This window comes from Paenibacillus terreus (assembly GCF_042138595.1).
In the GTDB taxonomy this organism is placed as follows: domain Bacteria; phylum Bacillota; class Bacilli; order Paenibacillales; family Paenibacillaceae; genus Paenibacillus; species Paenibacillus terreus.
The window spans coordinates 15867-37083 of the sequence record NZ_JBHIRX010000029.1 but is presented as its reverse complement, the minus strand read 5'-3'; the positions used below and the strand labels follow the sequence as shown (position 1 = coordinate 37083).

The following is a 21217-nucleotide window of genomic DNA, read 5'->3' as shown; positions in this document are numbered from 1 at the left end:
GGCCAATAAAAAAACAGCTTCAAGCCATCCATAAGATGGCTTGAAGCCGCATGATCAATCGTTCGCGCTCAATCTTGCTTCCAATTCTTGTCTGATGTTGCTTTCGTTTTTCTCATATTTTACATACTTCAACATAATCATTGCTCCAACCGCAAAGAAAATGGCCGGCAGCCAGGTGAAGCAAAATTTAATGGCCGCCAAGGATTGAGGTGTCTGGGTTGCATTTGCCACATAACCTGCACTATCCAAAATCAAGGAAGGAATAAAGCTGCCTAGTCCAGCACCCAGCTTGATGCAGAATGAAATTCCGACGGCCGTCAAAAAGCCGCTGGCTCTAATGCCATTTTTCCATTCCCCATAGTCGACAGTATCCGAAAGCATGGCAAAAGGCAAGGTAACGGCAATACCCGTTCCTAGTGAAGCTATGATCCATCCCACGATAATCAGCGTAATGTTACTGCCGGAGAACCCGATAATCATTTGGCCCAAGGCTGCCAGTGACAACCCGATAATTTGGGTATGGGACTTGATCAGACGCTTGACCAGATATGGCAGCACCGTGATTGAGATCATTTGCACAACGACAAGACCATTTAATAAAGCGGCCCAATTCTTTTGGCCCAAATTATATTCGGTGTAATAAATTACAGTCGACGTTCTCGCAGTGTTGCCTAACCAATAAAAAATGAAGACTAAAACAAGTGTAATCCAAGGCCAATTCCCTTTAATGGCGCGAAAGCTTTGACGAATGGAGATGGATTTCGCTTTCTCGGTAATCCCGATTTCCTTTGTTCCGCTAAAAGCGAATAGAAGAAGCAGAATAGCTGCGACTGCAAATATGCCAACGGTCATGCTAAATCCTAATTGATCGTTTCCTTGTCCGAAGAAACCCACTAATGGGAGCGCAAAGGAAGCGGTAATTAAATACCCGATCATTCCTCCATTGCTTCTCCAGGAATTTAACCGGACTCTTTCATCGGAATCGTAGGTCAGATTTGGCAGCGCGGACGACATGGAAGCACTGATGCCTGTATAAATAACACCGGCTAAAATATAGGTTACCAATGCGTAAATCGTTTTTGCGCCTTGCGATAGGTCCGGAGTCAGAAAAGCCAGAAAAACGGAAATTCCAAAAGGAACTGAAAGCCATAACCAGTAGGGGCGGCTTTGTCCCCATTTTGTACGCGTATGATCAATCACAATTCCCCAAATCGGAGCATCGAGAGCATCAACAAACCGTGCTATAAGCAAAATCATACCTGCTGCGGCTACGGAAATACCAAACACGTCTGTGTAAAAATACATGATGAAGCTCGTAAGGGTACAGTAGAGCAAATTTCCCGCCGTATCCGTGCTGGCAAAGGCCAGTATTCGTTTTAAGGATAACTTTGATGGTTTTGAATCCGTAATGCTATCTTTTTCGAATTTGAGAGCATTTTCCATTTGTTATCTTGCCTCCTCTACTGTTTTTAAAGGAATAAAACGGCCTTCGGAATACAGAATTTTCTTTGCCATTTCTCCATTAAGAGCAATAAAATGAGCACCAGCCTCGTAAAAATGGTATTCTGTCGGGTATGGAGCGTAGCTGTGAATTAAAAGCCCTTCCTGGGTATGTTCAATACAGCCATTCATTGCTTTGATTTGATTGTCTTCTTTGTACAAGAAGGTTTTTTTGCCAAAGCCATCGAGATACGCTGCAAGCTCTTCTCCCATATCCCAGTCAGCGGTTTCTTCTTCTTGGTTAAACAGCTTCGAAAAAATGCCGGCATCTCGATAGAAGGTGGATTGTCCAAAACGGTTTCTTGATAAATCGGGACGATTGATATGAGGGCCCGCGACACTATAGGTGGATGCTGCTTCCCCGGTATTCAGCCTCTTGTCGGTAGCTTTTGCGTCGGTATCATAGCAGTATAAAATGCCTGCAGTAGCTCTATAAGCAGCTTTCAAATACCGGGTATCCTGCAATTTCTCGTATACTTTCAGAGCAGCCGCCGCCGTTAATCCCCCCCACAAGGAGTGAATCATGTAAGAGAGCGCTTCCCACCATCGATCCGGATTTTGGGCTCTGAAGTCATTTGAGAAACCGATGTTGGCGAGCAGCAGCTCTCCATACTTTTTGGCGGCTTCGATATGGCCGGAGCTTGCCAATGCGCCTGCCGCCGGGCCAAATCCGGCATTGTCATAAAAGTGCTCGGTTACCGCCGCTTTATATGCATCGCTGTCTTCTGCGACTTTTGCAGCGATATCAGACCATAATGCCTGTATTTCTTTATACTTATCTGTTAATCCCCGCTTTTTGATTTCATCCAGCAAACCATCAATATACAGGAAGAAGGTACCCAGCATTTTGGCTTCTTCTTTTCCTCTAACCGTGTGGTGAAGGTCTGGGTTTACCCGTAACCGAAATACTTCCGCCGCCCACTCTAAATAAGTCTCAGGGGTGTTATATTTTAATAGGCTTTGATCAAAACGCGACAATAAATAGAAAACATGTCCTATATATTCATAATCCATGCAGCGATAGAACTCGCCATAAAGGAAGGAAGGCTTTAAAAAGTCTCCATTAACAAACCATTTGGGGCGAATATACTTTACGCAGCTTTCTTCCACCTTTTGCACTTCAGTAATATTAGGGAGGTCATCCAATAGATTCTTTTTCAGGACAAAACTCAGCTTTCCGAGCGACTCTCCCTGATTGGAAACAGGAGAATAGGAATACGGAGCATTCCCATCGGGACCGCTGTAAAGTACATTGCTGATATATTCTGCTCTATTGTTGATCATGCTTTGGATAGGCTTCATCACATTAATAACAATGCTATCCACTTTTCCGTTATCGAGCTCTATTGAAAGTTTATGTTCACCGGGTACCTCGAATATCATAGTAGCTTGATAACTGCTGTCGCTTTTATTCATGAATGACATGATATTTTGTGTCTTACTGGTTTCATTTGAATCCTTGTATTCTACGAAAGCATCTTTTAAAGAAAGATGGGAGGGTAATGTAAAAGAGAAATCATAAGGCTGCTTGGTTATGGCAAGCGGTTCAAAATAATAGACAGGATGTCCATATTTTTTCCCTACTTCATAGAAATGTTCTTGATTCTCAAATGGCTCGAGCACAAATTGCCAAGTCTTTTTTTCATCCGCTTTCATTAAGAACCCATCTTTGGCATAAATCCAGTCGGAGTTCGTAAATCCTTGAGGGTATCCGCCTGCTAAAACCAACTGGTGAAATAAAACGCCATCCAAGGAAGGGGAAACGTTTTCAAAGAAACGATTTTCATATTGGCAGTAGGTTCCTACCGATTTGGTTTCGCCATCCAGCTGGTAAAGACCCAGATGGGGTGCCGTATGGCTTCTTCTCACACACGCTAATTTCGTGAAATTCTTTGAAATGGACGGAAAAACAGCTGCTGAATGATTGGTTTGAAGATTTAAATCGTTCATACGATACATCACATAAGCAAATGAGGCCCAGACTCTGAAATCGGAAACGGAGACATCATGCTGTGTACGATTGATCAATTGAATCGTCCAAAATAAGGAATCGGCAGACTGTTGCAAATCATAAGTAAAAAGGACTTTCACTTCATCCAAAACATAGGTTATCGTTGCGACTTCTTCATTTATACTCAAATTCCCGACCCATTCATTGCTGTTATATTTTTTATCGTTTATGGCAACACAGAAGCTCCCAAATAATTTATCCTTATCCTTATAGTCTACGCTTTCTAAATATTTCTCATCGACAACCCAATTCATCTGGTGGGGATCATTCTTCAGGATTAGTTTTGATACATTTCCATTCGCACAGAAATCAATGATGAAATTCTGGTTCTCCACCCCGAGCCCTCCTTTGTTTTATCTGGTTGAAATACTGATCAAGATAATGGTAGAAAAATGAAGAAAATTTAAGATAATTGAAGAAAATGATTATTTATTGAAGCGTTTACTGTAATCGCTTACTATTAAGTATAATTAAAAGCAGTTTTAATTAAATAAACGATTACAATAGGTTTTTATACATTTTCACTTTTGGCGATCCTAATTTACGATCAAGGCATATCTATTGGAGGGAAGATTCATGAATGAGGATTTGATTGTATCGATCGCGATTCCGCCCTTTCCCATATTTATTGAAGGAAACTTAACCGAGTATGGAATAGGTGCTTTACATCCGGATCGAAGGAACCTGGACTATTTTGACATTATCCTTGTTAAAGAAGGGGCTTTGTACTTAGGAGAAGAAGGGGTCGAATATACGGTGAGGAAAAATGAAATGTTGGTCTTGCTGCCCAATAAACACCATTATCCATTAAAGCCGACGGATGAAATAACAAAATTTTATTGGATTCACGTTTTTACCACTGGCAACTACGAACAAAGCAATCAAGCAAAACAACTGGAATCCAATATTCCAATTCCTTCGCTTCATTTTCATAATAAGTTTCATACCATTCATCTTTCTAAAAAATGTAAGCTCATTGATACAGATGATATTTACGAAAAAATACAAGAGCTGCTGGTTGGTACAACGAAAAAAGACACAAATATATCGTTTTGGGATATCCAACAACGATTCTTTTCTCTATTAAATCTCTTGGACGGACACAACCAGGCCAAAGATACAAGCGTTTTGGTTGCTGAAAAGGTAGAACAATTTATTCGTGCGAATTTTGATAAAGATATTACAAACGACACGTTAGCGGCCAAATTTAATTTGCATGAAAATACGCTTGCTAAATATTTGAAACAGTATTACGGATATACACCCATGGAATATTTAAAGGAATACAGGTTAGAGCAGGCTAGAAATCTCTTGCTTAAAACAGATTATCCCATAGAAAAAGTAGCTGAACTTTGCGGTTATAACTGGGTTCCTTATTTCTCCAGATTATTCAAACAGAAATTTAATATTTCTCCGCTGCAATATCGAAAGAATCATATCGGGAAGTAAAATCTAATATTATGTAGGAAATGCGACTAAAGCTGGCTAAAGTGACGAGGGTCTCTTGGCCAGCTTTGCTTTTCAGAAACCGTGCTCAGAATTATCTTTACAGAACTCACTGTTCCGGTTGTTTTAGGACGTGACTGAGCGTGAACTGAACCCGGGATAGAAGCTTTTCGTTAACGTCCCTGTTCAGCTGTAAAGCGAAGCTTGGAAGCCTTACTCGAGTATCACTTGTCCCCGCTTCATGGTGAACCTCTATCGGCATATCGATCCGAATGTCTTTGATTCGCAGATGGGTGCTCGCATCCCCCGTGCCGGCCAATTTGTCTTGGGCACTTTGCACGGAGCGGGCTAAACCTTCGACCAGATCGTCGAATCCCATCCAGCCGTTTTTCATTGAAAATACATCTTTACGGGATCCATAGTAGGTCATGGCTTTCTCTCCTGATTCGATTATTTAATGAGGAAGGATAAAAAAACGTGTGTAAAAAAGTGACATTAGCTGTCTTGTGTAAGCGTCGCACTAGGCACAATTGTGCATTTGACCTCTAGGCCCCAATGCTCTTTGTAATCAATGGTCAGCTTATCTTTTAACGACATTCTCCAGTAAGTGAGACCGACATCGGTTTGATTGTTGATATTAAAATCCGTCGTCAGATTGGCAGTAAAGCTGTACTCTTTGATCGTCATTGGATCTTCTCCGCTTGCCATTACTTTCTGGGCGGCTTTGGCCGCTCCCGCAAAAGATACAATCGCTCCCGACAGTTCCAGTTCTTGACCTGGCATAGGATCACTCTCCGATTTTATTTTATTTATGGAAAGACTGGATGAAAGATTGGCTTACTTCACAGTCCAATAAAAAACAGCCGCTTTTCCGCTAGCAGTAGACGACCGGCTGAGCTTCTGTGGCTGGGAGATGTCGTCCCCCACAACGAAGTAATAGATGCGCTCGAAATCAATAAACTCGCTGGTCAAACCGTTGATTACATCATCGGCTTTTACAGGTGCAACCAGAATAGCACCCAAAGTATCCTCGCTGCCTATAGAATTTTTGACCTCGTTTTTCGTAATTTTGGTGATGTCTTCCATAAACTCTTTGACAGCTGTATCCGCATCTTCGTTGCGAAGAACCTTTAATTCTACCCAAGTTTTCGTATTCGAAGCATTTGTGGGAACAAAGGTGAAGTCGGAACGAGTTAAGAGACCCGGATAATACTCCTCCCGAGTGAAGGACTGTGTACCCACCTCACCATCTTTATTTAGGCGCAAATAGATTTGAACCTGCAGCCAGCCCTCCCAGCCGCCTTTAATATTACGGGCAAGATCGACCATCGTACTATATTTGGTCTTCACTTCTCCGCATACATCTTTCCTGACAAAATTATTGAACCGCATTAAAGAACATTCCCTCCCCTTCGTTTATTGGATTGTCCCAGGGCTCACTGCCGAACCCCTTAAGATTGTATGGGGGAAATCTTGAAATATGATACTAAATGGGAGTTATAAACAGTGACCTGTAAGATGACACTTTGCCAAGTGTCTCTCTTACAGGTTATTTTGTTTAAACGAATACAGAGATGAGCGTAATAAGAGTAAAAAAATATTTTGGTATATTTTCCTGCTCCCCATAAAGCCTGGCCACTGATTTGTCACGTTTATCCCACTTATGAATCATTGACTTTTCAATATATAGTTATAAAATAGATGGAGTCATCTAAATGTAGTATCTGTCATCATTTTTCATAGTAGTTAAGGAGGCGCTAACGATGCTCATTGTTTATGATTCCAAGACCGGCAACGTTAAAAGATTTATTTCCAAGCTTAAACTCCCAGCCGTTCAAATTGAAGAGCAGATGACGATTGATGAACCCTATGTGCTCATTACATATACAACAGGATTTGGCCAGGTACCCGGGAAGGTATCTTCTTTTTTGCAGCAAAATGCTAAAAACATGGTTGGTGTAGCTGCCAGCGGCAACCGCAACTGGGGAGAATGCTTTGCCAAAAGCGCAGATTTGATTGCAGAGTCTTATCATGTTCCGGTCCTTAGCAAATTTGAGCTGTCCGGGACTTCGACCGATGTAGAACGCTTTAAAAGGGAGGTGAGCCGGGTTGCGTCATATTGAATTGAACAACATGTTAATGAAACGTGATGCGGACGGATTCTTTCAATTGGAAAAGGATCAAGAGGCTGTGGCCGAGTTTATGAAAGAAGTGGAAGCAAGAAGCTTGAAATTTGCCGATTTTGCGGAGCAAGTCCGGTATATGATCGAACAGGATTATTACGAAGATTTTTATAAAAATTATTCTTCCGAAGAAGTCACAGAAATTTTCGATATTACGCACAGCTATCCGTTCAAGTTTCCCTCTTATATGGCGGTGTCGAAATTTTATACCGATTATGCTGTCAAAAGCAATGACCGTAAGCTGTATCTTGAGCATTATCCGGACCGGGTGGCGGCCGTAGCTCTCCATTTGGGACGCGGCAACATCGGCACAGCCCGTCTGCTCGCACGATCGATGATGGAGCAGCGGCTGCAGCCTGCAACTCCGACTTTTTTGAATGCAGGAAAAAGCCGCCGTGGAGAAATGGTGTCCTGCTTCCTGTTAGAGATGGATGATTCACTTAATTCGATCAACTACGTATTAAACACATGCATGCAGCTGTCCAAGATTGGCGGCGGCGTAGCGGTTAACCTGTCCAAACTGCGGGCCCGCGGAGAAGCAATCAAAGGTGTTGAAGGTGCGGCAAAAGGAATCATGCCTGTGCTGAAGCTGATGGAAGACGGCTTTTCCTACGCTGATCAAATGGGCCAGCGCAAAGGCTCGGGAGCAGCATACTACAATATTTTCGGATGGGATGTTGTAGAGTTCCTGGACAGTAAAAAGATCAATGCTGATGAGAGAGTACGCCTGAAGACCCTTTCGATCGGTCTGATTGTTCCCAACCGCTTCTATAAGCTGGCTCAAGATAACGAGCTGTTGTACGTTTTTGCGCCTTATAGTGTATACAAGGCTTATGGCACACATCTGGACGATATGGACCTTGACGACATGTACGATACGCTGCTCGCTGACGACCGTGTCAAGAAAAAAGCAGTGATGAGCGCCCGTGACATGCTGACGAAAATTGCAATGATTCAGCTTGAATCCGGATATCCGTATATCATGAACAAGAGTAATGCCAATCAGGCGCATGCATTGAAAAATGTGGGCCAAATCAAGATGTCCAATCTCTGTACCGAGATTTTCCAGCTGCAGGAGACGTCCGAAATAACGGATTACGGCCAGCCGGATATCATCCGCAGAGATATCAGCTGCAATCTGGCATCCCTGAATATCGTCAATGTCATGGAACACGGGAAAATCAAGGAATCCGTTCACGAAGGCATGATTGCACTGACCGCCGTCAGCGATATGACGCATGTGGTGAATGCACCGGGGGTTGCCAAAGCCAATCGGGAAATGCATTCGGTCGGTCTCGGAGTGATGAATCTGCATGGTTTCCTTGCCAAAAATAAAATTGCCTATGAGAGCAATGAAGCCAAAGATTTTGTGCGTACCTTCTTCATGACCATGAACTACCACTCCCTGGAGAAAAGCATGGAAATAGCCAAAGAAACAGGGCAGCGCTTCTATGGATTTGAAGACTCGGATTATGCAACGGGTGTATATTTCGACCGTTATCTTGACACAGACTATCGGCCGACAACGGAGCGAGTGCAAGAACTGTTTGCCGGCATGGATATACCGGGACCTGAGGATTGGAAGGTGCTGAAAGAGAACGTGATGGAGTACGGACTTTATCACGCATATCGTCTGGCGATTGCGCCGACGGCCAGCATTTCTTATATCCAAAATGCGACATCCAGCGTAATGCCAATCGTAGAACAGGTGGAAACCCGCACCTATGCCAACTCGACAACCTATTACCCGATGCCTTACCTGCAAAAGGATAACATTTTCTTTTATAAGTCGGCGTATCAAATGGATCAATTCAAGGTGATTGATTTGATTGCAGAAATTCAGCCTCACATCGATCAGGGAATTTCGGCCGTGCTGCATGTAAACAGCGACGTAACGACACGACAGCTGGCACGCTGTTATCTGTATGCCGCACATAAGGGTTTAAAATCGTTGTATTATACACGTACCAAAAAGCTGTCTGTGGAAGAATGTCTTACCTGCTCGGTCTAAAGCCATTTCAATTATAATGAAGGAGATTGGATGTTATGCCAGGAATTCAAGCGGTCAACTGGAACCGCCCAGACGACGACTTCACCATGATGTTCTGGAACCAGAATATCATGCAGTTTTGGACAGATGATGAAATTCCGTTATCCGACGATAAAATGACCTGGGTGACTCTTAGCAGCCAGGAAAAAGAAGCCTACATGAAGGTGTTGGGCGGTTTAACTCTGCTTGATACTATCCAGGGTGGCGTGGGCATGCCGCAGATTATGGAGCATGTTGACGGGCTGCAGCGCAAGGCGGTATTGGGTTTTATGGCCATGATGGAGCAAATTCATGCCAAATCGTACAGCAGCATTTTTACAACACTGGCTTCCACGGAAGAAATTGACGGTGTATTCCGTTGGGTGGAGGAAAATCCGTATCTCCAAACTAAAGCAGAAACCATTCAGCAGTATTACAAGAATATCAGCACGAAAAAAGATCTTTTTATGGCCATGGCCGCCTCCGTGCTGCTGGAAAGCTACTTGTTCTACAGCGGATTTTTCTATCCGCTCTATCTGGCGGGTCAAGGAAAACTTACATGCAGCGGAGAGATTATTGACCTGATCTTGCGTGATGAAAGCATCCACGGTGTGTATGTCGGGGTATTGGCCCAGGAAATTTATGCTGAACTGAATGAGGAAGAACAACAAGAATTGTACCAGTCCCTGGTAAAACTGCTGCGCTTCTTGCATGCCAATGAAGAGCAGTATACGGAGCAGATTTATAGTTCCATTCATTTGGTGGAGGATGTAAAAGTTTTCTTGCGGTACAACGCCAACAAAGCGATGATGAATCTCGGCTTCGACCCTCTATTCGAAGATGAAGAAGTCAATCCGATCGTGTTCAACGGCATCAGTACGCATACCAAACAGCATGACTTCTTCTCCAAGAAGGGCAATGGTTATGTTCGGGCTCTGAATGTAGAGTCTTTACGGGACGAAGATTTCAATTTCGAGCTCTCTTGAATACAGACTTCAGAAGATAAAATATGCAAGCATAACAAGCCGCCGAGTTGCGGCTTTTTTTCATTTTAGCGGTACTAAATGCAAAGAAGCAGCTTGGTGGAGTGAAAAAAATATTGCATATAGGTTTACTAGGTATTATATTAAATGGTATAAGGTCTAGACCATATATAGATCGGAGTGGTTACATGTCGATTCAGTCTCCTTGGAGCTTTGAGAAAGTATCGACCAAAAAGGTAAGCGAATTTATCAGGGAGCAGCTGGAGGAAGCGATCATACTCAAGGAATTAATGAGCGAGGATCAGCTTCCCTCCGAGAGGGAGCTTTCGCAAATTTTCAATGCGAGCCGGATTACGGTGCGCGAGGCGCTGGCTTCCCTGGAGAGCAAGGGCCTGATTGAAAAGCGGGTCGGAGCAAAAGGGGGGACATTCGTCCTTCCCGTTACGGCCAATTCGCATAAAAGGACACGGGAGGAAATCAAGCGGGACTGGGAACAGATGCTGAAGGTGTTCGAGTACCGTTCGATTGTTGAGCCAGAGAGCGCTTTTTTGGCTGCTGAGCGGATCACCGCAGGCGAGCTGGAACTTCTGCAAAGCTATGTGGATCAGAGTATGGAGCCGGAATGCACGCGTGAATGGTTCCGGGCGCTGGATGTCAAGTTTCACCTGACTATCGCCAAGGCTTCGGGCAACCCCTACTGCGAGGCGGCTGTCCGAAAGATTCGGACCAAGATTAATCCGGCGCTTGACCTTATGCCTTATGACGAAAATGTACGTTCGGTTAACTGCGATGTGCATATGGAGATTCTTGAGGCGCTTAAAGCACGCGACAGGAACAAATCCCGCGACGTGATGAAACGTCATGTCAGCTTTGCCGCAGAGGCTATTTACTCCCGCTTGGTAGCCGGAGACTAGGAAGGAGACTGAGATTTTATGGAGATCAATGAGCTTTTGCAACTCGCCAAACCGCTTCAGGAGCAGCTGACGGCCTGGCGCAGGGACTTCCACCGTCATCCGGAAACGGGATATGAGGAGTTCCGCACGTCGGCGCTCGTTGCCGAGCACCTGGAGAAGCTGGGGCTGGAAGTGACCCGGAACGTGGGCGGGACCGGCGTCGTGGGACTCCTGCGGGGCGAAAGGCCCGGGCCGACGATCGGGTTGAGAGCAGACATGGATGCGCTCCCGATCCAGGATCAGAAGACGGTGGACTACAGTTCGCAGGTGGCGGGAAAAGCGCATTTATGCGGTCATGATGCACACACGGCGATTTTGATGGGCACCGCCCAGCTGCTGACAGAGCTTGGGAAGCCGAAAGCAGGAAATATCAAATTTATTTTTCAGCCGGCGGAAGAGGGCTTGGCAGGAGCACGAGCGATGATCGAAGACGGCGTGCTGGAAAATCCCAAGGTCGAAGCCATCGCGGGGCTGCATATGTTCCCTGACTTGGATACGGGGAAGCTGGGCGTGAGCAAAGGCGTCGCGTTTGCCTCGGCGGATGCTTTTACCGTTAAGGTACTGGGGAAAGGGGGTCATGCGGCCCGCCCGCATGAAGGGATCGACGCCATTGCGGTGTCCGCGCAGGTGATCAGCGCACTGCAAAATATCTCCAGCCGCATGGTCGATCCACTGGAGCCGGTTGTCGTGACCATCGGTAAAATTTCCGGAGGATACATGGGAACGGCCATCGCGCCCGAGGTGGAGATGACGGGGACGATCCGCACGTTGTCCCGTGAGCTGCGGGAACGGATGCCCGGGCTGGTCGATCAGGTGGTTGGCGGTGTGTGCGCTTCTTTTGGCGCCGGATATGAGCTGAAGTTCGGAGCCGGTTATCCGATTGTCATCAACGATCCGGGCATGGTCGATTTGATGACCGAGACCAGCGAGCAGGTATACGGCTCCAAGCAATGGAGCTACATCAAACCGTCCACGGGCGGAGAGGATTTCGCTTTTTACTGCGAGCATGTCCCGGGCGTATTTTTTCGGCTGGGGTCTGGCAACGGTGAAGAGCGGACACGGTATCCGCTGCACCACCCGATGTTTGATCTGGACGAAACGGCTTTGCCATATGGAGTGAGTCTGCTGTCGGCCATTGCACTGAATTTTTTGAACAGAAATGAATGGTGAGGAGAGGAAGAGATGAGAAAACATAAATGGACAAGTGTCTTGTCAACGCTGCTGATCGCGATGGTGGTGTTGACGGCTTGCGGCGGAAATGCTTCGACTCCTGATGCGGCGAACGATAATGGCAGTGCGGCGGAGACAAACGCCAAAACGCTGACGATTGCGAACGGCACCGACATTGAAAGCTTCGACCCGCACAACAACAACAACACGGCCAGCGAAGCGGTGCTGGTCAACGTATTTGACTATCTGCTGAAAAATGACGGCGGAAAAGACAAAGCTCCCGGGCTAGCCACCTCGTGGGAGCAGGTGAACGACACGACCTGGCGGTTCAAGCTGCGCGAAGGCGTGACATTTCATAACGGAGACCCGTTCACCGCCGAGGACGTGAAATTTACGATTGAACGGGTGGCCAAAGACAGCTCCTTGAAGCAGCACTCTTATTTTAAAAATATTGTGGAAGTGAAGGTCGTGGACGAGCATACGGTGGATATCGTGACAGACGGGCCCGACCCGCTGCTGCTGAACCGGCTGTCGAAGATGGGGGCGGGAATTTTGCCGGCCAAATATATTCAGGAGAACGGCATGGAAGCGTTCCTGAAGCAGCCGGTAGGTACGGGGCCTTACAAAGTCAGCAAATGGCTCAAGGACGACCGGGTGGAGCTGGTCAAGAACGACAGCTACTTCGGTGGACAGCCGAAATGGGATACCGTCGTGTTCCGCGTGATTCCTGAAGCATCGACTCGCGTATCCGAGCTGCTGGCCGGGGGCGTGGATATCATCTCGGGCGTTCCGTCCACGGACATTGAGCGAATCGAGAGCACGGAAGGGAAACAAATTGTCAAAACGCCGACCCAGCGTGTGCTGCAGCTGATCTTGCGTCAGACCGAAGGCACCGCGACCGCCGATCCGAAGGTGAGGGAAGCGATTGATCTGGCAATCGACAAGCAGGGCATTGTGGACAGCATTGCCGGGGGTGCGGGCATTGTGACCCGGACCTCTGTAACACCGGGTAATTTCGGAGCCGATCCTTCCCTGTACGAACAGACATTGTATGACCAGGAGAAAGCCAAGCAGCTGCTGAAAGAAGCAGGCTTCACGAACGGCGGTCCGGAACTGACCCTTTCCGTATCTTCACAATATAAGGAACAGGCCGAAGTGGTGGCTGCCATGCTGGATCAGGCCGGATTCAAAATCAATCTGGATGTGCTGGAGCCAAGCGCATTCAGCGAGCGCTACAGCTCCAAATCGTTTAAAGAATTGTATATGATCGGAATCGGCAATTCGCTGTTCGACGCCTCCAACAACTACAACCGCTATCTGTTCGAGGAAGCGAAGGGCGAGACGGATTACAATAACCCGGAGGTGGAGAAGCTGCTGCAATCGGCTTTGGTCAATATGGACCCTGCTGCCCGGGAAAAAGAGTACCAGCAGGTGCAGCAAATCTTGGCGGAAGAACGCCCTGCGGTGTATTTGTATCAAATGGAAGGGGTATACGGTACGGATGCCCGCGTAAACTTCCAGCCGCGCAGCGACGAATTGTTTTTTGCCGAGGAAATCACGCCTGCAGCTAAATAACTGCACCTGCAGCATGATGTGACTAAAAGCGGAGCAGAAACGGCGGGGACTCCGAACTCGGGTTCCCGCCGTCTTTTGTATAGAGGGGGCGCGGTATGCCAATAACCTGCCGGAGTCTGCCTGTGATGGTAATGGAGGTGAGTACAGCTTGGGAAAATATATCGTCAAATCGCTGCTGCAGGTCATTCCCGTCCTGCTGATCGTCTCCCTGATTGTTTTTATTCTGGTCAGGGTAACCGGCGACCCCGTCGCGCTCATGCTGCCGGAGACGGCTACCGCAGAGGACCGCGCGGTGCTTACGCAGGCGCTGGGACTGGATCAGCCCTTATATACGCAATATTTAAAATTTCTGGGGAGCGCACTCAAAGGGGATTTCGGCAACTCGTTCCGCTATGGCGAATCAGCGCTGCCGCTGGTGCTGGAACGGCTGCCAGCCAGCTTCGAGCTGGCCGCTGCAGCCATGCTGTTCGCGGTGCTGATGGCGGTTCCGCTGGGTGTAGCCTCAGCTGTCAAACGCAATACGCTGCTGGATCTGGTCATTTCGGGGCTGTCGGTTATCGGCAAGGCGATGCCTAATTTCTGGATGGGCATTATGCTGATTTTGTTGTTTTCTGTAATGCTGGGTGTGCTGCCGGTGTCCGGCCGGGGCGGATTTGAACATCTGATCCTGCCTGCGTTTACCCTTGGGGTAGGGCTCGCTGCGCAAATGACCCGGCTGATTCGCTCCAGTATGCTGGATATTCTGAATCAAGATTTTATCCGCACCGCCCGCGGCAAAGGCATCAGTGAACTGCTGGTGATCGGCAAGCACGCCTTCAGGACCGGACTGATTCCGGTGGTCACCATTATGGGCCTGCAATTTACGAGCCTGATCGGCGGAACGCTGATCACCGAAACCGTATTTGCATGGCCAGGCCTGGGTCAATTGCTGGTCGTTGCGGTCAATACGCATGATATGGCGATCGTGCAGGCATCGGTATTTGTGATCGCTTTTATTGTGGTGGTTACCAATATCTTGACGGACGTGGTGTACCGGCTGCTTGATCCGCGTATTAAATACAACTAGGGGGCGAGGATCTGTGGCAGCGATGAATGAAAGTGCAATTCAGGCTGTAGTTCCGGAAGGGCCGGTGCAGGAAGGACCGGGGCGTGCGGGTCCGGAACAAGAGCGCAAACGGGCAGGGTTTCGGGTCATTTTGAAACGGCTGCTGCGAAGCAAGACCGGAACGGTCGGCGCGGTGCTGGTGCTGATCGTGTGCCTGACGGCGCTGTTCGCACCACTCTTGACCAGCCATGATCCGGCTGCTGTCGATCCGCTGAACCGACTGAAACCCCCGGTGTGGCTTGAAGGCGGGACCAAAGAACACTGGCTCGGCACCGACAATCTGGGCCGGGACATGTGGAGCCGGATCGTCTACGGTGCGAGAGTTTCACTGATCGTGGGAATTGGCGCGGTACTGGTGTCGGGGGCCATCGGCGCGGTGCTTGGTCTCATGTCGGGCTTTTACGGCAGATGGATCGACGCCGTTATTATGCGGGTAGCTGACAGCTTTATGGCCATTCCGACGATCCTGTTCATGCTGGTCGTAATGGCGGTGGTCGGGCCTGGCCTGACGACGTTGATTTTTGTGATCGGCGTGACAAATTGGGTGTCTTACACAAGGGTAGTACGCGGAGAAGTCCTGAGTGTCAAGGAGCGGGATTTCGTCAAAGCGGCCAAAGCGGTCGGGGCTAGAGACGGACGAATTATTCTGAAGCATATTTTGCCGAACATTTTGTCTTCATTTATTGTCATTTCCGGCATGAATGTAGCGACGACGATTATTATGGAAGCCTCGCTCAGTTTTTTGGGGCTGGGCATCAAGCCGCCGGACGTTTCCTGGGGAGGAATGCTCAGCGACGGCAGACAATATGTGGCGACAAGCTGGTGGGTGGCGACATTCCCGGGGCTGGCGATTACGTTGACCGTGCTGGGCGTTATTTTTCTGGGAGACTGGCTGCGCGACGTCCTGGACCCTCGCATGAAAAGCAAAGCATAAAAGCCATGAAGAAAGGGGGCTCAGAACCTTATGACCGCGGAATTACTCGAGGTAAACAATCTGAAAACTTCGTTCAAAACGGAAAAAGGGATGATTCCCTCCGTACGTGGCGTAAGTTTTACCGTAAGCCGGGGCGAGACATTGGCTATCGTCGGGGAGTCCGGATCGGGCAAAAGCGTAACGTCCCTGTCGATCATGGGGCTGATCGGGGCGCCGGGAAAGATCACGGATGGCGAAATTCGCTTCGAGGGCCGGAACCTGCTTGGATTGTCCAAAAAAGGACTGCGCAGCATTCGCGGCAATGAAATTGCGATGATTTACCAGGAACCGATGAGCTCGCTGAATCCGGTGTTCACGATCGGCAACCAGGTGCGTGAGGCGATTCTTCAACATTTGAAGGTGGGCAAAACGGAGGCGGCGCGCTTAAGCGTCGAGATGCTTGAGCGGGTAGGTATTCCGGATGCGGCCAAGGTGGCGCGGAGCTTTCCGCATCAGCTGTCTGGGGGCATGCGGCAGCGGGTCATGATTGCCATGGCGCTTGCCTGCCGGCCGAAGCTGCTGATTGCCGACGAACCGACCACAGCGCTGGACGTGACGATTCAGGCGCAAATTTTACAATTGATCGCGGAGCTGAGCCGTGAAGAGAACACTGGCGTCATCCTGATTACACATGATCTGGGTGTGGTGGCGGAAATGGCTGACCGGGTGGCCGTGATGTATGCTGGTGAAATCGTCGAGGAAGCGGATGTGTTCGATTTGTTTGCAAAGCCGGGACACCCGTACACGATCGGACTTCTGGGTTCACTGCCCCGGCTGGATGAGCAGAAGGACAAGCTGGACTCCATTCCGGGTACTGTGCCGGATATGTTCAATATGCCGGACGGCTGCCCGTTTCGTCCGCGCTGCCCATATGCGCAGGAGCAATGCGCGAAGGAATATCCCGAACTGCGCGTGAAGCAGGCGGATCATAAGGTCAGATGCCTGCGGATGGAGGAGGTGTCGCCATGAATAAAGCCGGAGCGGACGGACGATCTGCGGAAATGACGGCAGGGCTGCCCGAAGCGGAGATCGGGCAGGCTGCAAACGCACAGGAGGAATCGGCGCGCCGATACGGGACGAACGAACCCCCGCTGCTTGAAGTGAGCGGGCTGAAGAAGTATTATCCCCTGAACAAGGGCTGGTTTTTTAAAAAAAGCGGCTCCGTCAAAGCCGTTGACGGCGTAAGCTTTCGGGTCATGCCGGGCGAAACGCTCGGGATCGTCGGCGAGTCGGGCTGCGGTAAATCGACAACCGGACAGCTGATTACCCGGCTGCAAATGCCGACGGAAGGCCGTATTGTCTTTCAGGGCCGGGATTTGAACGAGCTGTCGGAGGAAGAAATCCGCAAAGCGCGGAGGGATTTGCAGTTTGTGTTTCAGGATCCGTTTTCGTCGCTGAATCCGCGCATGAAGATATTCGACATCGTGGCCGAACCGCTTCAGGTGCATGGTCTGGCCAAAGGAGAGGCGCTCAAGAACGAAGTTTACCGGCTGCTGGAGACCGTCGGCCTCGGAGCACATCTGGCGGATCGCCATCCGCATGAATTCAGCGGCGGACAGCGCCAGCGAATCGGGATTGCCCGCGCCCTGGCGATGAAGCCGAAGCTCATCGTCTGCGATGAGCCGGTATCCGCGCTGGACGTATCGATTCAGGCCCAGATTCTCAATTTGCTGAAGGATCTGCAGCAGCAGTTTCAACTGACTTACATTTTTATCGCTCACGGCCTGCCTACAGTCAAGCATATCAGCGACCGTATCGCGGTTATGTATCTGGGTAAAATTGTCGAACTGGCCGGGCGCGATGAATTATTCGCCAAGCCGCGGCATCCTTATACAGAGGCGCTGCTCGAGGCGGTGCCCGTACCAGATCCGACGCTGCGCCGGGAGCGGATTTTGCTGACCGGGGAGATTCCGGGTCCATCGAATCCGCCTTCCGGCTGCGTTTTCCATCCGCGTTGCCCTTATGCGCAGGAGATTTGCCGGACGCAGGCGCCGCTTCTGACGGAGCATGGCGCGGGGCATTTCGCAGCCTGTCATTTCCCGTTAAGCGGCTTGAAATAGAGTTCAAAAGATGACTTTTTGAACTACCTCTTATAGAGAAAGGGAGAGATCAGAATGGATAAAAAGCCGATTATGCCGGACGATTTGTACGGATACCAGTGGGTCAGCCAGCCGTCGGTCAGCCCGCATGGCAGGGTGGCTTACGTGAATCAAGCGGTGGACCGGGAAAAAAACGACTATACGACGCATATTCGCGCTGTCGCGCTGGACGGAAGCGACGACCAGCGTTTGACCGGCGGCGACCAGGACTCCGCGCCGTTTTGGTCACCGGATGGGGGCCGGCTCGCTTTTCTGCGCGTATCCGAAGGAATAAAGCAGCTGTATACCGTTCCGGCGGAAGGAGAATCGGCGCCGTCGCGTCTGGCCGTGCAGCTTACATCGTTAGCACGCGGGGTGAGCGCCTTTGTCTGGTCGCCGGACGGGCAGCATATCGCTTTTACAAGCCGGGTTCCCGCAGACGAAGAGTGTGAACCGGCCGGCTTGCGGGGCCGGGTTTTTGAGCGGACCACCCCCAAGGCGGAAGGCACCGGGTGGTGGGACGGGTTGCACAGCCAATTATTTGTGGTGAATCTGGAGAGCGGCGAGATTACGCAAGTGACTTCCGGTCCCTGGGATGCTGCCGCTCCGGTCTGGTCGCCGGACAGCGGAGCCTTGTCGTTCGTCTCGAAGCGGGTCACGGATGAGGGACAGGATGCTGATTTGCTGCATTTTGCCGATGTGTACACTGTGAAGCTTGGCGGCGGCGAACCGGTAAAAATCACGTCGTCCGATCTGTTGATCAGCCAGTTTGTCTATTCGCCGGACGGGCAGCAGCTCCTGATCATCGCCAGTGACCGCGCATACGGCAGCGGCAGCCATAACCGGCTGTACAGGGTGCCCGCCACGGGAGGTGCGCCGGAGCCACTCGCTCCTGAACTGGACATGCAAATCGGCAACGCTGCACTCGGTGATATGAAATCGGCGGGAGCAAGCGTATCCCCGATATATGATCCCCGCAATCCGCAGCTCGGGGTATATGTGCTCGGCACCCATCAGGGCAGTGTGCACGTATACCGGATCGACGGGACGGGCAACTGCACGGCGGTGACGGGTGGCGGCGAAAAGGATGTATATCAATATACGTTATCCCCTGACGGCCGCCATATCGTGACAGCCGCTTTGACGGCCGAGCGGCCGGGTGAATTGTACCGGGTGGATATCCAGACCGGAGAGGAGCTGCGGCTCACGCGGCGCAATGATGAATTGCTGGCCGGGCTTGAGGTTCGTGTGCCAGAACGGATCATGTTTAAGGCTTCAGACGGGATTGACATTCATGGCTGGCTGCTGAGGCCTGCCGAACTGAGCAAAAGCGTGAAGGTGCCGCTCATTTTGCAAATTCACGGAGGGCCGCATGCGATGTACACCGGTGTGTTCAGCCATGAAATGCAAACCCTTGCCGCACAGGGCTATGCCGTGTTATGGGTCAATCCGCGTGGAAGCATGGGCTACGGGCAGGACTTTGCCAAGGCTTGCCGCGGTGATTTCGGCGGCGGAGACTGCCGTGATTTGCTGGAGGCCGTCGATTATGCGCTTGCCGAATTCGACTTCGTCGACGAAACGCGGCTCGGAATTGGCGGCGGGAGCTACGGCGGCGTCATGACCAACTGGATCGTCGCCCATACGAACCGCTTCCGGGCAGCTGTTACACAGCGCTGCATTTCCAATTGGTTGTCCTTGTACGGAACGAGCGATATCGGCATCTCGTATGTCGAAGGGGTGATCGGCGGCAATCCGCAGGAGCACGCAGAGCTGCTCTGGTCCAAATCACCACTGGCCCATGCCCATCGGATCGACACGCCGCTGCTCATTTTGCATGGTGAAAATGATTATCGTACCCCGGTCTCCCAGGCCGAGGAGCTCTATACCGCTCTGAAGCGGTACGGAAAAACGACAAGGCTTATCCGCTATCCCGGCTCCAACCATTCTCTGTTGAAAAGCGGGAAGCCCTCGCTGCGCGTCGACAGCTTCGAACAGGTGAACGCGTGGTACGGGCAATTTTTATGAGAGGAAGTGCTCTAAAATGAGCAATGTGCAGTTGTCCATTCCCGTAGCGATGCTTGTGGAAAACGCATTGACCAGCGGCGAGCCGATAGAGGCGATTATTGCATGTATGCGGAGCGGCGACTTTTCTTCTTTGCTGGGCAAGGTCAAGGACCCGGCGATGGATTTTGCGGAAAGGCTGCAGACGGCGGAAGAGATCGGCGACGATTGGGAGAAAGCCCTCCGTGGGGGCTATGAATTTAAATTTTTGCACATTAACGGGCTGAAAAGACTGCTGGCTTTCCGTTTCGGGAAGGAGGCAGACCGCGACTATATACAGGAGGGCTTGTCTCTGCGTCGGCTGCAGCTTGGGCCTCAGGATGCAGAAACCCTTCGTGCGCTGATTGGCCGGCAATGGCGGGTATTTGAAGAAGAGGCACATAGTGAAGTGGGGATAGAGTTAAAGTACAAGTGATAAATTGGCTTTAAGGGGATTGATTACTTAACAGGCGAACCGGTAACGGTCGTCTGTTTTTCTATTCATCATTTAAGGAAGTAAGCTAACTTTGGAATAGAATACAGCAGAATCACACCCATCATGGGATACTTATTTGTTATTCAGGAAATTCCAATCAGTTAATATTTCCAGCTTTTTATATATGTCTTCTTGATCAATAGGCATATTATTATCAAGCCACCAATTCAACACTCCAAGAACACACCCAATATAAGCCTCCAAATTAATCTGAAGATCAATAGAGTTGTATTCAATTGAAATATGATTATCCTCCAAGTATTTCATCATGCCTGCTTTCATTTCTCTTCTCAACAGATTCCTCAGAGAATCCCTCTCCTCCGTTAAAAGCTGTGAAAACAACCTTTTATGTTTAATTGCTGCTGAAAATACCTCCTTAAAACTCTCAGATGGAGAAATCGAAGCGGTAGCAATGTTCAATTCTTCCTCGGCAATTTGTCTTAAGGCACGAGTAAGCAAATCAAATTTGTCATTAAAATGAGTATAGAACGTGGTGCGATGTACCATGGCTGAATCACATATCTGCTTCACAGTAATATTTTCAAAGGGTTGTTTCTCCATTAAATCTAACAAAGCATTGTAAAGAAGCTTATGGGTTCTTCTCACCCGCAGGTCTTCGTTTGTTTTATTGTCCATACAATTTCCTCTCTCTGTATCGTTATTCGACACATCCAT

General features: G+C 49.3%; 19 protein-coding genes. 13 read left to right on the top strand and 6 right to left on the bottom strand.

Annotated features, from left to right (window positions below):
- Positions 1-54: 54 nt before the first annotated feature.
- Both ACE5KN_RS29850 and ACE5KN_RS29845 read right to left on the bottom strand, forming a co-directional pair.
- Positions 55-1443 carry a glycoside-pentoside-hexuronide (GPH):cation symporter gene (locus tag ACE5KN_RS29850; protein WP_375528723.1) on the bottom strand — a complete coding sequence of 463 codons (1389 nt, stop codon included), beginning with the start codon at positions 1441-1443 and terminating at the stop codon, positions 55-57.
- Between the two features lie 3 nt (positions 1444-1446).
- Complete coding sequence (locus ACE5KN_RS29845) at positions 1447-3846, bottom strand: hypothetical protein (RefSeq protein WP_375528724.1); 2400 nt, start codon at positions 3844-3846, stop codon at positions 1447-1449.
- Positions 3847-4087: 241 nt separating this feature from the next.
- On the opposite strand from ACE5KN_RS29845, the gene ACE5KN_RS29840 reads away from it, so the two are divergent.
- Positions 4088-4960, top strand: coding sequence for an AraC family transcriptional regulator (locus tag ACE5KN_RS29840; RefSeq protein ID WP_375528725.1), 873 nt, complete (start codon positions 4088-4090; stop codon positions 4958-4960).
- A gap of 106 nt (positions 4961-5066) precedes the next feature.
- On the opposite strand, the gene ACE5KN_RS29835 is transcribed toward ACE5KN_RS29840, so the two are convergent.
- The 3 genes from ACE5KN_RS29835 to ACE5KN_RS29825 form a co-directional block, all read right to left on the bottom strand.
- Positions 5067-5387: a hypothetical protein gene (locus tag ACE5KN_RS29835; RefSeq protein WP_375528726.1), complete on the bottom strand. Its 321-nt coding sequence runs from the start codon at positions 5385-5387 to the stop codon at positions 5067-5069.
- A 65-nt stretch (positions 5388-5452) separates the two neighbouring features.
- Positions 5453-5740: a hypothetical protein gene (locus tag ACE5KN_RS29830; protein ID WP_375528727.1), complete on the bottom strand. Its 288-nt coding sequence runs from the start codon at positions 5738-5740 to the stop codon at positions 5453-5455.
- Between the two features lie 54 nt (positions 5741-5794).
- On the bottom strand, positions 5795-6349 hold the full coding sequence (locus ACE5KN_RS29825) for a hypothetical protein (RefSeq protein WP_375528728.1): 555 nt from the start codon (positions 6347-6349) through the stop codon (positions 5795-5797).
- 371 nt (positions 6350-6720) lie between these two features.
- On the opposite strand from ACE5KN_RS29825, the gene nrdI reads away from it, so the two are divergent.
- The 12 genes from nrdI to ACE5KN_RS29765 all read left to right on the top strand — a co-directional run bounded on the left by nrdI (position 6721) and on the right by ACE5KN_RS29765 (position 20482).
- Positions 6721-7080 (top strand): class Ib ribonucleoside-diphosphate reductase assembly flavoprotein NrdI, encoded by a 360-nt coding sequence (gene nrdI, locus ACE5KN_RS29820; RefSeq protein WP_375528729.1) that lies wholly within the window; start codon positions 6721-6723, stop codon positions 7078-7080.
- On the top strand, positions 7067-9151 hold the full coding sequence (gene nrdE, locus ACE5KN_RS29815) for a class 1b ribonucleoside-diphosphate reductase subunit alpha (protein ID WP_375528730.1): 2085 nt from the start codon (positions 7067-7069) through the stop codon (positions 9149-9151). Before nrdI ends, nrdE begins: the two co-directional genes overlap by 14 nt.
- 35 nt (positions 9152-9186) lie before the next feature.
- Positions 9187-10155 (top strand): class 1b ribonucleoside-diphosphate reductase subunit beta, encoded by a 969-nt coding sequence (gene nrdF / locus ACE5KN_RS29810; protein ID WP_375528731.1) that lies wholly within the window; start codon positions 9187-9189, stop codon positions 10153-10155.
- Between the two features lie 185 nt (positions 10156-10340).
- Entirely contained in the window at positions 10341-11066 is a 726-nt protein-coding gene (locus ACE5KN_RS29805) for a FadR/GntR family transcriptional regulator (protein WP_375528732.1), read from the top strand.
- A gap of 18 nt (positions 11067-11084) precedes the next feature.
- Positions 11085-12275: a M20 metallopeptidase family protein gene (locus tag ACE5KN_RS29800; protein ID WP_375528733.1), complete on the top strand. Its 1191-nt coding sequence runs from the start codon at positions 11085-11087 to the stop codon at positions 12273-12275.
- Between the two features lie 12 nt (positions 12276-12287).
- A complete protein-coding gene (locus ACE5KN_RS29795) occupies positions 12288-13850 on the top strand; it encodes an ABC transporter substrate-binding protein (RefSeq protein ID WP_375528734.1) in 1563 nt (520 codons plus the stop codon).
- 148 nt (positions 13851-13998) lie between these two features.
- Entirely contained in the window at positions 13999-14916 is a 918-nt protein-coding gene (locus tag ACE5KN_RS29790) for an ABC transporter permease (protein WP_375528735.1), read from the top strand.
- A 22-nt stretch (positions 14917-14938) separates the two neighbouring features.
- Positions 14939-15889 (top strand): ABC transporter permease, encoded by a 951-nt coding sequence (locus tag ACE5KN_RS29785; RefSeq protein ID WP_375528751.1) that lies wholly within the window; start codon positions 14939-14941, stop codon positions 15887-15889.
- A gap of 30 nt (positions 15890-15919) precedes the next feature.
- Positions 15920-16897: an ABC transporter ATP-binding protein gene (locus tag ACE5KN_RS29780; protein WP_375528736.1), complete on the top strand. Its 978-nt coding sequence runs from the start codon at positions 15920-15922 to the stop codon at positions 16895-16897.
- On the top strand, positions 16894-17988 hold the full coding sequence (locus ACE5KN_RS29775) for an ABC transporter ATP-binding protein (protein WP_375528737.1): 1095 nt from the start codon (positions 16894-16896) through the stop codon (positions 17986-17988). Before ACE5KN_RS29780 ends, ACE5KN_RS29775 begins: the two co-directional genes overlap by 4 nt.
- Positions 17989-18042: 54 nt before the next feature.
- Positions 18043-20031: a S9 family peptidase gene (locus ACE5KN_RS29770; protein WP_375528738.1), complete on the top strand. Its 1989-nt coding sequence runs from the start codon at positions 18043-18045 to the stop codon at positions 20029-20031.
- A 16-nt stretch (positions 20032-20047) separates the two neighbouring features.
- Positions 20048-20482, top strand: coding sequence for a hypothetical protein (locus ACE5KN_RS29765; RefSeq protein ID WP_375528739.1), 435 nt, complete (start codon positions 20048-20050; stop codon positions 20480-20482).
- Positions 20483-20614: 132 nt separating this feature from the next.
- Here ACE5KN_RS29765 and ACE5KN_RS29760 read toward each other — a convergent pair whose 3' ends face one another.
- Positions 20615-21178: a TetR/AcrR family transcriptional regulator gene (locus ACE5KN_RS29760; RefSeq protein WP_375528740.1), complete on the bottom strand. Its 564-nt coding sequence runs from the start codon at positions 21176-21178 to the stop codon at positions 20615-20617.
- Between the last annotated feature and the right edge of the window lie 39 nt (positions 21179-21217).